Source organism: Variovorax sp. 350MFTsu5.1, assembly GCF_048302515.1.
Lineage (GTDB): Bacteria > Pseudomonadota > Gammaproteobacteria > Burkholderiales > Burkholderiaceae_C > Variovorax > Variovorax guangxiensis.
In genome coordinates this window covers 913896-929235 of sequence record NZ_CP157620.1, presented here as the reverse complement: position 1 = coordinate 929235, position 15340 = coordinate 913896, and the positions used below count along the sequence as shown (strand labels likewise).

13 protein-coding genes are annotated in these 15340 nt (G+C 70.1%); 6 read left to right on the top strand and 7 right to left on the bottom strand.

Features of this window, described 5'->3' with window-relative positions; genetic code table 11:
• The first annotated feature begins 61 nt into the window (after nucleotides 1-61).
• Nucleotides 62-859 carry an SDR family oxidoreductase gene (locus ABL843_RS03950; protein WP_418119045.1) on the top strand — a complete coding sequence of 266 codons (798 nt, stop codon included), beginning with the start codon at nucleotides 62-64 and terminating at the stop codon, nucleotides 857-859.
• A gap of 344 nt (nucleotides 860-1203) precedes the next feature.
• On the opposite strand, the gene ABL843_RS03945 is transcribed toward ABL843_RS03950, so the two are convergent.
• Nucleotides 1204-2112, bottom strand: coding sequence for a LysR family transcriptional regulator (locus tag ABL843_RS03945; protein WP_418119044.1), 909 nt, complete (start codon nucleotides 2110-2112; stop codon nucleotides 1204-1206).
• Nucleotides 2113-2197: 85 nt separating this feature from the next.
• On the opposite strand from ABL843_RS03945, the gene ABL843_RS03940 reads away from it, so the two are divergent.
• Nucleotides 2198-3208 (top strand): zinc-binding alcohol dehydrogenase family protein, encoded by a 1011-nt coding sequence (locus ABL843_RS03940; protein ID WP_418119043.1) that lies wholly within the window; start codon nucleotides 2198-2200, stop codon nucleotides 3206-3208.
• Between the two features lie 4 nt (nucleotides 3209-3212).
• Here the strand turns inward: ABL843_RS03940 and ABL843_RS03935 are convergent, their stop codons facing one another.
• Nucleotides 3213-4976 (bottom strand): chloride channel protein, encoded by a 1764-nt coding sequence (locus ABL843_RS03935; protein WP_418119042.1) that lies wholly within the window; start codon nucleotides 4974-4976, stop codon nucleotides 3213-3215.
• A complete protein-coding gene (locus ABL843_RS03930; protein WP_418119041.1) occupies nucleotides 4973-5398 on the bottom strand; it encodes a MarR family winged helix-turn-helix transcriptional regulator in 426 nt (141 codons plus the stop codon). Before ABL843_RS03930 ends, ABL843_RS03935 begins: the two co-directional genes overlap by 4 nt.
• Nucleotides 5399-5471: 73 nt before the next feature.
• Here ABL843_RS03930 and ABL843_RS03925 point away from each other — a divergent pair, with 73 nt between their 5' ends.
• A complete protein-coding gene (locus ABL843_RS03925; RefSeq protein ID WP_418119040.1) occupies nucleotides 5472-6050 on the top strand; it encodes a GNAT family N-acetyltransferase in 579 nt (192 codons plus the stop codon).
• On the opposite strand, the gene ABL843_RS03920 is transcribed toward ABL843_RS03925, so the two are convergent.
• Genes ABL843_RS03920 through ABL843_RS03910 form a run of 3 tightly spaced genes read right to left on the bottom strand, consistent with a single transcriptional unit; the run spans nucleotide 6042 to nucleotide 9561 of the window.
• On the bottom strand, nucleotides 6042-6755 hold the full coding sequence (locus tag ABL843_RS03920) for a sulfite exporter TauE/SafE family protein (protein ID WP_418119039.1): 714 nt from the start codon (nucleotides 6753-6755) through the stop codon (nucleotides 6042-6044). The two genes, ABL843_RS03925 and ABL843_RS03920, sit on opposite strands and share 9 nt — an antisense overlap.
• Nucleotides 6752-8185 (bottom strand): amidohydrolase family protein, encoded by a 1434-nt coding sequence (locus tag ABL843_RS03915; protein ID WP_418119038.1) that lies wholly within the window; start codon nucleotides 8183-8185, stop codon nucleotides 6752-6754. The genes ABL843_RS03920 and ABL843_RS03915 overlap by 4 nt, the downstream gene beginning before the upstream one ends.
• 41 nt (nucleotides 8186-8226) lie before the next feature.
• Nucleotides 8227-9561, bottom strand: coding sequence for a uracil-xanthine permease family protein (locus ABL843_RS03910; RefSeq protein ID WP_369659742.1), 1335 nt, complete (start codon nucleotides 9559-9561; stop codon nucleotides 8227-8229).
• 146 nt (nucleotides 9562-9707) lie between these two features.
• Between ABL843_RS03910 and ABL843_RS03905 the strand changes: the two genes are divergently transcribed.
• Nucleotides 9708-10757, top strand: a complete 1050-nt coding sequence (locus tag ABL843_RS03905) for a LacI family DNA-binding transcriptional regulator (RefSeq protein ID WP_418119037.1) — start codon at nucleotides 9708-9710, stop codon at nucleotides 10755-10757.
• 9 nt (nucleotides 10758-10766) lie between these two features.
• Here the strand turns inward: ABL843_RS03905 and ABL843_RS03900 are convergent, their stop codons facing one another.
• Nucleotides 10767-12140, bottom strand: coding sequence for a PQQ-dependent sugar dehydrogenase (locus tag ABL843_RS03900; protein WP_418119036.1), 1374 nt, complete (start codon nucleotides 12138-12140; stop codon nucleotides 10767-10769).
• Between the two features lie 130 nt (nucleotides 12141-12270).
• On the opposite strand from ABL843_RS03900, the gene ABL843_RS03895 reads away from it, so the two are divergent.
• Both ABL843_RS03895 and ABL843_RS03890 read left to right on the top strand, forming a co-directional pair.
• Nucleotides 12271-13044, top strand: coding sequence for an alanyl-tRNA editing protein (locus ABL843_RS03895; protein ID WP_418119035.1), 774 nt, complete (start codon nucleotides 12271-12273; stop codon nucleotides 13042-13044).
• A 46-nt stretch (nucleotides 13045-13090) separates the two neighbouring features.
• Nucleotides 13091-15331, top strand: a complete 2241-nt coding sequence (locus tag ABL843_RS03890; protein ID WP_418119034.1) for a protein-disulfide reductase DsbD family protein — start codon at nucleotides 13091-13093, stop codon at nucleotides 15329-15331.
• Nucleotides 15332-15340: the final 9 nt, after the last annotated feature.

Here is a 15340-nt window from a genome sequence, read left to right as displayed (position 1 = left end):
TTTCGCGGTGGTGATTGAATCGCCGCACCCATCCTGCAATCTCCCACCAAGGACCCGTTTCATGGACCTCCAGCTCCAGGACCAGCACGTACTCGTCACCGGCGGCAGCAAGGGCATCGGCCTGGCCTGCGCGCTCGGCTTCCTGCGCGAAGGCGCGCGCGTCAGCCTCGTCTCGCGCGACCTCGCCAACCTCGAACAGGGCCGCAGGACGCTGGCCGAGTCGTTCCCGCAGGCCGACGCCCGCGTGTCCGTCCACGCAGCCGACCTCAAGGACCCGGCCGGCGCGCTCGCCGCGCTCGATGCCGCCGAACAGGTCTTCGGCCCCGTCGACGTGCTCGTCAACTCCGCCGGCGCCGCGCGCCGCACCCCGCCCGACGATCTCACGCCCGCGTCATGGCACGACGCGATGGACGCCAAGTACTTCACCTACATCCACATGATCGACCCCGTCGTGAAGCGCATGGGCCAGCGCGGCCGCGGCGCCATCGTCAACGTCATCGGCCAGGGCGGCAAGGTCGCCAGCCCCGTCCACATGGCAGGCGGCGCCGCCAACGCCGCCCTCATGCTCGTGAGCGCCGGCATGGCCGCCGCCTACGCCGCCAAGGGCGTGCGCGTGAACGCCGTGAACCCCGGCCTCACCCTCACCGAACGCCTGCAGGAAGGCATGAAGGCCGACGCCAGGCTGCAGGGCATCGGCACCGACGAGGCCCTGGAGCGAGCCAAGGCAAGGCTGCCGCTGGGCCGCATCGCGACGCCGGAGGAAGTGGCGAACACGGTGCTGTTCCTGGCGTCGCCGAAGGCGAGTTATGTGACGGGCGCGATCGTGGCGATGGATGGTGCGGTGACGCCGATGATCTGAGGGAACGAGAAAGCACGGCGACATCGGGCGCCGCGGCCCTCACCCCAACCCTCTCCCGCAAGCGGGAGAGGGAGAAAAACGAGGCCGGGCGAAGCAAAGGCCCGTGTGGCTCCCCCTCCCCTCTGGCTGCGCCGAGGAGCGCAGCGTTTCGCGGATCAGGGCTCGCAGCTGTTTGAGCGAAGCGAGTTCTGCGAGACCCCGCGAAACGCGAGCACCGCAGGTTGCCCGCAGCGAAGCGGAGGGACGCAGACAGTGGGGTCGCCTTTCTTTTGCCTACGTTTCTTTGGCGAGACAAAGAAACGTAGGTCGCCTGCCGGGGCGAGTCCCGGCCCCGGGAAAAAACCTCAAGACAAAGCCAACAAAGCCTCGAACTTCACAGCAAGAAATTCGACAAAAGCCCGAACCCGAGCCGGCACAAACCTCCCACTAGGCAACAACGCATGCAACGGATAAGGCTCAGTCTCCCAATCCGCCAGCAACCGAACAAGCCGCCCCTCGCGAATGTCTTCGCGCACATCCAGCGCAGACTTCAGAGAAATCCCATACCCCGCCACAGTCCACTCCCGCGCCAGCGAAGCATCGTCCACGCTGCGGTTCCCATTCACCCGCACCTCCGTCCACTGCCCGTTCTGCGCAAACCGCCAGACCCTGTGCCGACGTCCGGAGCGATTGAAGATCAGGCAGTTGTGATGCACCAGATCCTGCGGCACCCGAGGCGCCGGATGCCTCCGCAGGTAGTCGGGTGAAGCCGTGAGCAGCGGATTGGTGAGCGCGAACGGCCGCGCCACCAGCCGCGAATCCGCCAGCGCCCCGTACCGCAGCGCCACGTCGACCTCGTCGCGCATCACGTCCAGCGGCCGGTCGCCCACCGACAGCGACAGTTGCACGCCCGGATGCAGCGCCAGGAATTCGTCGAACCAAGGCAGCAGCGTGCTGCGCGTCAGGTCCGAAGGCGAAGCCACGCGCAGGGTGCCGACCAGCTCCCCGCGATCGGCCGTGACCAGCGATTCCCCCTCGTCGAGCAGCTCGAAGGCCCGAACCGCGTAGTCGAGCAGCGTCTGCCCTTGAGGCGTGAGCCGCATCGCCCGCGTCGACCGCTCGAACAGCCGCGCCCCGAGCTGCGCCTCCAGCCGCTTGAGCGTCGCGCTGGCCGCAGCCGGCGTGATCCCCAGCGCATGCGCTGCAGCCGTGAGCGTGCCCGCCCGCGCCGTATGCACCAGCACCTGCAGATCGGAGATATTTTCAATCTTCATTTGAAACTGTTGCTGATTTCAGCCTACTTATCAAACCAGCCTTGCGATCCTACAGTTCGATCATCGTCACAGAAAGGCCCCTCCCATGAAAGCCATCAGCTACTACCAGTCCCTCCCCATCGAGAACCCCGAATCGCTGCAGGACATCGAGCTGCCCGCACCCGTGCCCGGCGCGCGCGACCTGCTGGTGCGCGTGAAGGCGGTGTCGGTCAACCCCGTGGACACCAAGGTCCGCAAGAACGCCGCGCCCGAGGCCGGCCAGGCCAAGGTGCTGGGCTGGGATGCGGTCGGCACGGTCGAGGCCGTCGGCGCCGGCGTGAAGAACTTCAAGCCCGGCGACCGCGTGTACTACTCGGGCTCGATCATCCGCCCCGGCACCAATGCCGAACTGCACGCGGTGGACGAGCGCATCGCCGCCCTCGCCCCAAAGAGCCTCGACGACGCGCAGGCCGCCGCGCTGCCGCTGACCACCATCACCGCGTACGAGCTGCTGTTCGACCGCCTGCGCGTACCCAAGGGCGGGGGCGAAGGCCAGACGCTGCTGGTCACCGGCGGTGCCGGCGGCGTGGGCTCCATCCTCATCCAGCTCGCGCGCCAGCTGACGAAGCTGCGCGTCGTCGCCACCGCCTCGCGCGCCGAGACGCGCGCCTGGTGCCTGGAACTGGGCGCGCACGCGGTCATCGACCACTCGAAGCCGCTGGCCGCCGAGCTGAAGGCCGCCGGCATCGGCGAGGTCGACATGGTCGCCAGCCTCACGCAGACCGACCAGCACTACGCGCAGATCATCGAAAGCCTCAAGCCCCAGGGCCAGCTCGCGGTGATCGACGACATGAAGGTGCTCGACGCGATGCCGCTGAAGACCAAGTGCATCTCGCTGCACTGGGAAATGATGTTCGCGCGCTCGCGCTTCGAGACGCCCGACATCGCCGAGCAGGGCGCGCTGCTGGCCGAGGTGGCAGCGCTGGTGGACGCGGGCCGCATCCGCACCACGGCCAACGCGAGCTTCGGCACCATCAACGCCGCGAACCTGCGCCGCGCCCACGCGCTCATCGAGAGCGGCAAGGCGCAGGGCAAGGTGGTGCTGGCGGGGTTCTGATGAACTAGGACTGCCAGGGCAGCCCGCGCATGCGCTCGCGCTTTTCCTCTTCGTCGAAGTGCACGAGCGACGGCTTGATGAGGTCGCTGCGCGCCACGATGCCCACCAGCGCGAACGACTGCGCGTCCTTCACCACCGGCAGGCGCTCCAGCCGGTGCCGCGCGAGCCGCGTGGCGACGGCCCGGCAGTTCTCGCCGGGCAGCGCGAAATAGAGCGGCACGTCGGCGCAGGCGTCGCCCACCGTGGCGATGGGGTCGCGCGTGCCGCGCGCGGCGAGCATGGCGCGATCGGCCACGCCGATCACCGCGCCATTGCGCAGCACCGGGAAGGCGCGGTGCGCCTGCCCCTCGCCGAAGTATTCGAACATCGCCTGCGCCAGCGGCATGGCGGCGTCGATGCTGCGCACCTCGCGCGTCATCACCTCTTCCACCGAATGCCGCTCCAGCGGATCGATGCCGTACTCGCGGTAGATGTGATAGCCGCGGCGCGCGATCTTCTCGGTGAGGATCGAGCGGCGCATCGTCAGCACGGTGAAGCCGTAGGCCACGGCCGAGGTGGCCAGCAGCGGCAGCAGCGCGTTGCTGTCGTGCGTGAGCCCGAAGGCGAAGATGGTGGCGGTGAGCGGCGCGCGCATCACGCCGCCCAGCGTGGCCGCCATGCAGACCAGCGGCCACAGCATCGGGTCGTTGCCGGGCAGCACATGCGACAGCACCACGCCGAGACCCGCGCCCATCATCAGCAGCGGCGCGAGCACGCCACCCGAGGTGCCCGAGCCCAGCGAGATGACCCAGATCACGGCCTTCACCGCCAGCAGCGCGACCACCACGCCGAGCGCCAGGTGGTTGTGCAGCAGGTCGCCGATCACGTCGTAGCCCACGCCCAGCGCGCGCGGCTGCAGCCAGCCGCCGATGCCCACCGCGAGGCCGCCGATGGCGGGCCACCACATCCAGTGCACCGGCAGCTTGCCGAACCAGTCTTCCACCTTGTAGAGCGAGATCGACAGCGATGCCGCGAGCGCGCCGCACAGCACGCCCGCGATCACGCACGACAGCATGGCGAGCGGGCCGGGCGCGGCCGTCTGCAGCGGAAAGAGCGGGCCCGGGTCCATCAGCAGCGGCCGCGCGAAGCCCGCCACCGCGCAGGCCACGGCCACCGGCAGCAGGCTGCGCGGGCGCAGCTCGAAGAGCAGCAGCTCCACGGCCAGCAGCACGGCCGCCACCGGCGTGCCGAACACCGCCGTCATGCCCGCGGTGGCGCCCGCCACCAGCAGCGCCTTGCGCTCGGCCGCGGTGAGGTGGAAGTGCTGCGCGATCAGCGAGCCGATGGCGCCGCCGGTCATGATGATCGGCCCCTCCGCGCCGAAGGGCCCGCCGCTGCCGATGACGATGCCCGAAGAGAGCGGCTTGAGCAGCGCCACCTTCGGCGACATGCGGCTCTTGCCGAACAGGATCGCCTCGATGGCCTCGGGAATGCCATGGCCGCGGATCTTGTCGGAGCCGTAGCGCGCCACCAGCCCGACGATGAGCCCGCCGATCACCGGCACCACGATGACCCAGGCGCCCAGCGTGTGCGTGGCCGGCGAGCGGTCGGCCAGCGAGAAGGTCTGGAAGAAGAACAGGTTGGTGAAGAAGCGGATCAGGTCGAGCAGCACGCGCGCGGCCACCGTGCTCACGGCGCCGATGAGGGCGGCCATGACGGTGATGCGCATCAGACGCGTGTTGAGCGCGAAGTCGCCGCGCGGCGGATGGGAGGTGGCCTTGGAGCTCATGGATTTTCCGGAAGATCGATCTGCGGCACGTCGAACACGCCTTTCAGCGAGCGCAACTCCGCGCGGTGGAGTTCAGCCAGCCTCGACAGCAGCTTCTCGCCCTTGGCGAGGAGATGCACTTCCACCTGCCGGCGGTCGGTTTCGCTGGGCCTGCGCTGCACCAGTTCGAGCGCCTCGCAGCGCGTGACCAGCGCGACCGCGCCGTGCGGCTGCAGCTGCAGGCGCTCGGCGATCTCGCCCACCGAAGCCCAGTCGCGCCCCGGCACGCCCTTGATGTGAAGCAGCACCAGGTACTGCTGCGGCGTGAGGCCCTCGCCCTGCGCGGCGCGCTCGGAAAAGCGCTCGAAGCGGCGCATCTGGTAGCGGAACTGGGAGAGCGCCTCGAAGTCCTTCTTGGCGAGCTTGCGGGGTGTGGGAGCCATGGCGGTGCGGTTGGCGGAACGGCCGCGAATATATCACGTCATGACATAAATGCCGTGCGACACAATCGGCCGCATGACCACGGACATCATCGAAACCGACATGCCCCGCCTGCGTCTGCGCCAATGGCGCGACAGCGACCTGGCCCCCTTCTTCGAACTCGCGGGCGACCCGCTGGTGATGGAGTTCCTGCTGCCGCTGCCCACGCGCGCCGACAGCGACGCGGCGGTCGCGCGCACGCGCTCGCGCATCGACGAGAACGGCTGGGGCTTCTGGGCGGTGGAGCACAGGGAGTCGGGCGAGTTCATGGGCTTCACCGGGCTCAACTCGCCGTCGGCCAAGCTGCCCTTCTCGCCCTGCGTGGAGATCGGCTGGCGCTTCGCGCGCAAGTGGTGGGGCCATGGCTACGCGAGCGAGGCGGCGCGCGCCGCGCTGCAGGTGGGCTTCGAGCGGCTCGGGCTGGAGGAGATCGTCGCCTTCACCGCCTGGAACAACACCCGCTCGGCGGCGGTGATGCAGCGCATCGGCATGACGGAGGACGCGGACGGCGCCTTCGACCATCCGCTGGTGCCCGAGGGGCACGCGCTGCGTCGGCACAGGCTCTACAGGCTGGGCCGCGCAGCCTGGCGGGCCGCGCACGGCGATTCAGAATGAATGCAGCAGCAGTGCCGCGCCCGACACGATCGCGAACACCTGCACGAAGACGCGCAGCACCCGCCCGTTGATGTGCCGGTGCACCACGCGGCTGAGCACGGCGCCCACCACCAGTGCGGGCAGCAGTTGCGCGGCAGCCTGCAGTTGGGAGCCGTCGATGCGTCCCGCTGCCATCAGTGTGACCAGCGACACCAGCTCGCCGACGAGAAAGCACAGCGCGATGGTCGAGCGCATGGAGGGCGCCGGCTGGTGCTGGTAGACCAGCGCTAGCGGCGGACCGCCGATGCCGGTCGCGGTTTCGGTGATGCCGGTGACGAGGCCGGCCGCCACGAAGGCGCCGCGCCCCGGCGAGAAGGCCGGCATCAGCAGCGTCACCAGCGCTGCCGCGATGGTCGATACGCCGACGAACAGCGACAGATGGCTCGCGCTCAACGCCGCCAGCACCCAGAGCCCGCCGGCGGTGCCAAGCAGGCGCCCCCCGCTGATCCAGCCGGCGCCGACACGGTCGATCGCGCCGCGTTCGCGCCACATCACGTAGAAATTCAGCGGAAGCATCAGCACCAGCACGCACACCGGCAGCAGGTCGGGGCGCACGATGCCGATCACCGGTGCGGCGATCAGCGCGAAGCCGACGCCGGTCGCGCCCTGCACGAAGGCGGCGAACAGCACGGCTGCGGAGACGAGAAGAAGGTGCTGCGCGCTCACTGCAGACCCAGCCCAAGCCCACCTTCGGCGCGCGCGCGGCAAAGGCGCCGATGCTCGGCCGCCGTCGGATGCAGGCGCAGGATGGGCGCGCGGTCCATCGCCGCATGCGCGATCTCCGCAAGCCGGCGCTGCAGCGCCCGGGCGTCCCAGTCGGGCGGCCATCCCTCCCACAGGCGCAGGCGGCCGGCCACGAATACGGCGCTGATCTGGTCGCGGTTGCCCAGGCGCACCAGGTCCCAGGTGAGATCGACGGAAGTGCACATTTCGGGCGTGTCGACGTCGACGATCAGGAAGTCGGCGTGCTTGCCCGCCGCGATCTCGCCGGTCAGGTGGTCCAGGCCCACGGCGCGCGCGCCTTCGTGCGTGGCGTGGTCGAACCAGGTCCAGCCGCCCCCGCTCGACGCATCGCCGACGGCCAGGCCGAAGGCCAGCTTCTGCGCGGCCTCGGCCGCGTCCATCAGGCGGAAGGCGTCGCTGCGCGTGGCATCGGTGCCGAGGCCGAAGCGGATGCCCATGGCCGCCATCAGGTTCGCGGGCGCCACGGCGTTGCCCTTCCACTGGCTGGCGACGGGGTTGTAGCTCACGGCGGTGTCGGTGTCGCGCAGCAGCACGAGTTCGGACGGCGTGACGAGCGTGCCGTGCGCGATCAGCACCTGCGGGCCCAGCGCGCCCAGCCGGGCGAGCAACTCGAGCGGCCGGCAGCCGCGCTGGACCACCGAGCGCTCGACCGACGCGAGGTGCTCGTTGACGTGCGTCTGGAAGATGGCGCGCGCTTCGGCGCACAGGGACGAGACGCCGGCGAGCATCTCGTCGGAGGCAGCCTCGGGCACCGAGATGGCGAGCGACGGATGGACCAGCCCCTCGCGCGGCCAGCGGCCCAGGAAGTGTCCGGCCCGCGCCAGGATCTCCCGGCGCTCGCCGGCGCTGCTGTCGTTGCCGCCGTCGTTGCAGATCAGGCCGAGCACGCAGCGCAGCCCCGCTTCCTGCACGGCGGCCGCGATCGCGCCGATGTCGCCCGGCGCACGCGTGCCCGCGTCGCAGACCGTGGTGAAGCCGCCGCGCAGCGATTCGAGCGCCGCGAGCTTGGAGGCCAGGTAGACGAACTCGTCGTCCAGGCTGGATTCGAGCGGCACCCACACGCGGCGGAAGATCTCGGACGGCTCGCCATAGGCCAGCGACTTGCCGAAGGACTGCGTCAGGTGATGGTGCGCGTCGATCATGCCGGGCATGAGCAGCTTGCCGGGAAGGGCCAGCGGCGTGAGATGAGGGTGGCGCGCGGCAAGGACGCCAGCGGGGCCGACATCGCGGAACAGTCCGCCGGCCACCAGCACGGCATGGCCGGTGGCCGGGCCGTCGCGCAGCATCAGGTGGTCGGGAACGAGCAGCAGCTCGTCGGCCGCGAGCATCGCGGCATCGAGTTCAGGAGACATGGTGAAGAGAGGAGAAAGAGAAAGAGGAAACGTGGCCCGGCTCATGCCTGCGAAGCAGGCGCCATCTCGGTGCGCTCCGCGTGGACGCGGTTGAAGACCATGTTGAGCACCACCGCCGTGAGCGAGCCCATCGCCAGGCCGTTGCCCAGCACCAGCTGCAGCGTGTCGGGAAAGCGGCTGTAGAGCCCCGGCACGACGATGGGCAGCAGGCCCATGGTCAACGCGCCGGCCAGCACGAACATGTTGCCGCGCTCGTGCAGGTCGACCTTGCGCAGCATGTCGATGCCCATCGTGCCGATGATCGCGAACACCACCATCGCGGTGCCGCCCACCACGGCCGAGGGAATGGCGCTGGCCAGCCGGCCCAGCGGCGCCGACAGCGCGATGAGGATCAGGATCGCACCCGCCGTGGCAGTGACGTAGCGCGAGCGCACATTGGTGGCGCGCACGATGCCGATGTTCTCGCCGCTGGTGATGATCATCGACGTGCCGAACAGCCCGCCCGCCAGCGACACCAGCGCATCGCCGCGGATGGTGCGCGGCACGGCTTCGCGCGGATCGATCCTGCGGCCGACCACCTCGGCCACCGCCACCGTCTGGCCCGTGGCCTCGACCATCGAGATCACGCTGAAGATCAGCAGCGGCACGGCCGCCACCACGTCGAAATGCGGCATGCCGAAGGGCAGCAGCGTCGGGGCGCTCCAGAGCGGGCCGGCCGCGACGGAGCCGAAATCCATCAGCCCGCAGGCCGCCGCCAGCAAGGTGCCCGCCAGCAGCCCCAGCAGCACCGCCAGTTGGCCGAGCATGCCCTTGAAAAGCCGCGCGAACAGCACCGTGAAGCCGATGGTCGCCAAAGCCAGCCCGATGTTCGCGGGATCGGCGAAAGTGGGCGAGCCGGCCTTGCCCGCGATGATGCCGCCGTACACCTTCACCAGGTTGATGGACACCAGCAGCAGCAAGGTGCCGATGACGATCTTCGGAAAGTAGCGCAGGCAGCGCGCGAACACCGGCAGCACCAGGAAATAGAACAGCGCGGTGAGGATCACCGCGCCGGAGGCGGTCTGCAGGTCGCGCTGCTGCGCGATGGTCACGAACATCACGATGGGCGCCCCGCCCGGCACCATGACGAAGGGCAGCCGCGCCCCGAACTTCCACGGTCCGAAGGATTGCAGCAGCGTGCCCACGCCGCACAGCAGAAAGGTGGCGCTGATCAGGTTGACCGTGAGGGCGGCGGTCAGGCCCAACGCCTTGGCCACCAGGAAAACGGAGGTGATGGGCACGGCAGCCATCACCAGCACATGCTGCAGGCCGAACAGGAGCAGTTGCGAAACGGGCAGCACGGCGTCGACGGCAGGAGCGTCGGATACACGGGACATGATCGAATCCTTTGACCGGATTGGCGCCCAAATCGATTTGGGCGTGCTCGCAAAAAAATCCGCCGAGGCGGGTGAAGTACATTCCGGGACAACGCGCCCAAAACGATTTGGGAATTGAAGCACCGGTTTTTGAAAAGGTCAACGGGATGAGTACCGAGCCATCGCCGCGAGCGAACATCAAGGACGTGGCGCGCGAAGCGGGTGTATCGCCCACCACCGTCTCGCATGCGCTCAACGCCCGCGGCCAGGTGGACGCCGAAACCCGCGCGCGCGTCGAGAAGGCCGCCCTGAAGCTCGGCTACCGGCCCAACCGCAACGCGCAGCGGCTGCGCACGGGCGAGGCGCACATGATCGTGCTGTTGTCGTCGATGCCGTTTGCCGTGGCGGGCGGCCCTTCGAGGCTCGGCTTCCTCATGGAAGTGGCGGCCGTGGCGGCTTCGGCCGCGCTCGACCGGAACCTGGCCCTGGTGCTGGCGCCACCCATGGAAACGGGGAGCGTGCCGATGGAACTGCTCGACGTGGACGGAGCGCTGGTCATCGAGCCCTCCGCCGGAGACCCGAACATGGACTACCTGCTGCGGCGCGGCCTGCCGGTGGTCGCGATCGGCAAGCCCGCCGAGGCGGCCGGAGGCGCCGAAAGCGGGACGGCCCTGCCGCCCTACGTCGACATCCATTCGGGCGACACCACCCGGCTGCTGCTGGAGCATCTGCATGCGCAGGGCGCGCGCAGGATCGCGATGATCCTGGGCTCGGCGCAGCGCAACTCCTACGTGGAGGGCCAGGCCGCCTACCTCGCGTTCGCCGCCGCGCACCGGCAGGCGCCGCTGCTGTCGCTGGTCGACGAGGCGAAGGGCGAAAGCGGCGGCCGCGACGCCGCGCTGGCGCTGCTGGCGGCCCACCCCGACATCGACGCCTTCTGCGTGCCGGTGGATGCGTTCGCCACGGGCGCGGTCGCGGCGGTTCTGGAGACCGGCCGGCGCATTCCCGAGGACGTGATGGTCGCCACCCGCTACGACGGCTTGCGCGCTCGCACCAGCGTGCCGCCGCTCACGGCCGTGGACCTGCACCTGGACGAGGTGGCGCAGCAGGCCATCGCGCTGCTCTTCGACCACCTGCGCGGAGACACGGCGACGCGCAAGGTCGACGGGCCGGCGGCGCAGCTCGTGCCGCGGCTGTCGTCGGCCCGCCGGGGGTGAGCTTGAAGGCTACTTGGCCTTCGACACCCGCCACACGGTGTTGCCCACGTCGTCCGCCACGATCAGCGCGCCGGCCTTGTCAAGCGCCACCCCCACCGGCCGGCCGTGCGCCTTCTCGTCGGCGCTCAGGAAACCGGTCAGCACATCGATCGGCGGCCCGCTGGGCTTGCCGCCGATGAAGGGCACGAACACCACCTTGTAGCCCGACTTGGGCTTGCGGTTCCACGAGCCGTGCTCGCCGATGAAGGCGCCGCTGGCGAACTGCTCGGGCATGCCGCCCGGGCGCGAGAAGGCCATGCCCAGCGGCGCGACGTGCGAGCCCAGCGCGTAGTCGGGTGCGATGGCCTTGGCGACCATCTGCGGGTTCTGCGGCTGCACGCGCGCGTCGACCACGCCGCCGTAGTAGCTCCAGGGCCAGCCATAGAAGGCGCCGTCCTTCACCGAGGTGAGGTAGTCGGGCACGAGGTCGCTGCCGATCTCGTCGCGCTCGTTCACCACGGTCCACAGTACCTGGGTGTCGGGCTCCCAGCCCATGCCGTTGGGGTTGCGCAGGCCGCTGGCGAAGAGGCGCTTCTCGCCCGACTTCGTGTCGACCTCCCAGATGGCGGCGCGGCCCTCCTCGGCCGGCAGGCCGTTCTCGCCGATGTTGCTGTTGGAGCCGACCGTCACGTAGAGCTTGCTGCCGTCGGCGCTGGCGATGACGTTCTTGGTCCAGTGGTGGTTGATGCCGGCGGGCAGTTGGGTCACCAACGTCGGGCTGGCGGTGATGGAGGTCTGGCCCTCGGTGTAGGGCACCTTCACCAGCGAATCGGCGTTGGCGACGAAGAGTTCGTTGCCCACCAACACCATGCCGTAGGGGGAGCGGAGGTTGGCCATGAACACCTGCTTCACCTCGGCGACGCCGTCGCCATCGGCGTCGCGCAGGAGGGTGATGCGGTTGGCGCTGGGCACGCCCGCGCCGGCGCGGCCCATGACCTTGCCCATGACCCAGTTGCGGATCTTGGCGACGGGGCCGCTGCCGCCGTCGTTGCTGTCGGCGGGCTTGGGCGGCTTGTTGCTCTCGGCCACGAGGATGTCGCCGTTGGGCAGCGTGTAGACCCAGCGCGGGTGGTCGAGGCCGCGCGCCAGCGCCGTCACCTTCAGGCCTTCGGCGGGAACGGGCGTCGCGGTGTCGGTCCAGCCGACTGCGGGGGCGACATTGACGGTGGGAATCAGGGTCTTGTTCGGCTCGACCAGCTGCGGGCGGGGACCGGTCGTCAGCTCGGGCGAGAGCTTGGCGGCCTCGCCGCAGCCGGCCACGAGCAACGCGGCCGCCAGGGCCAGGGCGCCGGCCTGCGGCCATGAAGACGGCATGCGGGTGGGTGCTTGCTGCTGTTTTTCCATGCGTGATCCTTCGCGCGACGGCATGCCGCACATCGCCATCTTCCCCAGCCCGGCGGGCCCGGGAGTGTCGGCCGTGGGCGCTTTCTGGCGTGGGCGCACCTCATTCGCGCATCGCCGCTACCATCGCCGGATGACCGACGACCTGTTCCGCGCCGACGCCTACCTGCGCAGCTGCGACGCCCGCATCGTGCGAATCGACGACACCGGCATCGTGCTGGACCGCACCGTGTTCTACCCGCTGGGCGGCGGACAGGCCGGAGACAGCGGCGTGCTGGCCCTGGCCAACGGGCGCGAAGTCGTCGTTGCCGACACCCGCAAGGCCAAGGACGCGGAAGGCCAGCCGACCGACGAGTTCATCCACGTGCCGGCCCCGGGGCAGGACGAACTGCTGGCCGCGCTGAAGCCCGGCGACGCGCTCACCGCCCGCATCGACTGGGAGCGCCGCCACCGCCTGATGCGCTTCCACACCGCCACCCACCTGCTGTGCCACCTGGTGCCGCAGCCGGTGAACGGCTGCTCCATCACGCCCGAGTACGCGCGGCTCGACTTCCACATGACCGATCCGCTCGACAAGGACTCGCTGACGGCCGGCCTGGCCCGGCTGGTCGAGGCGGCCCATCCGCTGACGGTCGGCGCCATCACCGACGAGGAGCTCGACGCCAACCCGGCGCTGGTCAAGAGCATGAGCGTGCAGCCGCCGCGCGGCACGGGCACGGTGCGCACCATCCGCATCGGCGGAACTGGCGAAGGCCAGACGGCTATCGACTTCCAGCCCTGCGGCGGCACGCATGTTGCAAACACCGCCGAGATCGGGGCGGTGGTGGTCACCAAGATAGAGAAGAAGAGCGCCAACAGCCGACGCGTGGTGCTGGGCTGGGGCTCGCAAGCCGCCACGGCGGCCTGAACCAAGCCCCGGAACTTCGCCCCCACCGATTGCTCCGACTGACGGCATGATCTTCCCGCGCATCCAATTCGCTACGCTTCTGATAGCAACAGCCGCAGCCAGCATGCCGGCGCTGGCGCAATCGACGCCCGAACTGGCGTCCAAACCGGGCGCCGTGGTCACCACTCCCCATGTGCGCGCCGAACTCGTCGCCCATGCTCCCGACGGCGTGACACCCGGCGCCCCGGTCTGGGTCGGTCTGCAGATCGCGCACCAGCCCGAGTGGCACACCTACTGGAAGAACGCCGGCGATTCCGGCCTGCCCACCGAGATGACGTGGACGCTGCCGGCGGGCGTGTCCACCGGCGAGATCGCATGGCCGGCGCCGAAGAAGATCCCGGTCGGCAGCCTCGCCAACTACGGTTACGAGAACACCGTGCTGCTGCCAGTGCCGCTGGAGGTGTCCACGCTCTACAAGCCGCCGGTGGCGCTGGGCGGCACCCCGGCGATGGACATCCAGCTCAAGGCCTCCTGGCTGGTCTGCCGCAAGGAATGCATTCCCGAGGAGGGCACCTTCACGCTGGCGCTGCCGCTGCAGGGCTCGACCGCGCTGCACAAGGCCGAGTTCGACACCGCCCTCGCCGCCCGCCCGCAGCCGCTGGCCAGGCCGGGCGCCGTCGAGGTCGACGGCCACAGCCTGAAGGTGCGGCTCGAGGGCCTGCCCGCCGCCGCGCAGGGCAAGACGCTGGAGTTCTTCCCCGAGACACCCGAGGTGATCCGCACCGCGGCCGTCTCCGGCAAGGACTGGACCCAATCCTGGCAAGGCGACACCTGGACCGCCACGATGCCGCTGGCCGATCAGCGCAGCGCCAGCCCCACCGTCATGCCGGTGGTGGTGACGCTGCCCGAGGCCGACCGGCAGGCCGGCCAGCCGATCGCATGGCGCGCCGAGGCGCCAGTCTCCGGCGCCTGGCCTGCGGCTGCCGCACCGCGCGCAGCCGAGGTGTCGCCGGCGCTGCAGGCGGCGCTCGCGGCCAATGCCGCGAATGCCGGGGCGGCCAAGGCTGCCGAACTGCCTGCGCCTTCTTCCACCACCTTCATGGCCGCGCTGCTGGGCGCCCTGCTCGGCGGCCTGCTGCTGAACCTGATGCCCTGCGTGTTCCCGATCCTCGCGATCAAGGTGCTGGGCTTCGCGCGGCAGGCCGGCAACGCCAGCGCGCACCGCAAGGCCGGGCTGGCCTACACGGGCGGCGTGATGCTTTCATTCCTCGCGCTGGGCGGCGGCATGCTGGCGCTGCGCGCGGCCGGCGCCGGGCTGGGCTGGGGCTTCCAGCTGCAGTCGCCGGGCGTGGTGGCTGCTCTTGCCGCACTTTTCACGCTGATCGGGCTGAACCTCGCGGGCGTTTTCGAATTCGGCCGCGCCGCGCCCTCTTCGGTGTGCAGCGCGCAGGCCAGGCATCCGCTGGCCAACGACTTCCTTTCGGGCGTGCTCGCCGTGGTCATCGCATCGCCCTGCTCCGCGCCGTTCATGGGGGCCTCGCTCGGTTTCGCCATCGGCCTGCCGGCGGCGCAGGCGCTGCTGCTGTTCGTGGCGCTGGGCTTCGGGCTGGCGCTGCCGTACCTGGTGGCCGGTTTCGTGCCTGCCGTGGCCTACCTGCTGCCCAAGCCCGGCCCGTGGATGGGCACGCTGCGCCGCCTGCTGGCCTTCCCGATGTTCGCCACCGTGGCCTGGCTGGTGTGGGTGCTCGGCCAGCAAAGCGGCATCGACGGCGCGGGCACGCTGCTGGCGCTGCTGGTGTGCATGGCCGCCGTCGTCTGGGCGCTCACGCTGCGCGGGCGCACGCGGCTGGTGATCGCGGGCGTGCTGATCGCCTTCACCGCCGTGCTCACCGCCGCCATCGGCCGCAACGTGCTGCAGGTGGTGGAGCCCGCGAAGCTGGCATCGGCCGCCACGAAAGACGGGGCCGGCCAGCGCTGGCAGCCCTGGTCCGCCGAGCGCGTGGCGCAGTTGTCGGATGCGGGCCGGCCGGTCTTCATCGACTTCACCGCCGCATGGTGCGTGACCTGCCAGTACAACAAGAAGAGCACCCTGTCCGACGAGCAGGTGCTGGCCGACTTCGACGCCAAGAAGGTCGCGATGCTGCGCGCCGACTGGACCCGCCGCGACCCCGCCATCACCGCCGCGCTCACCGCGCTGGGCCGCAGCGGCGTGCCGGTGTACGTGCTGCAGGCGCCGGGCAAGCCGCCGGTCGTGCTGACGGAGATACTGGGCAAGGACGAGGTCCGCGCCGCTATCGCCGCCCTTTGACGCCGCCCT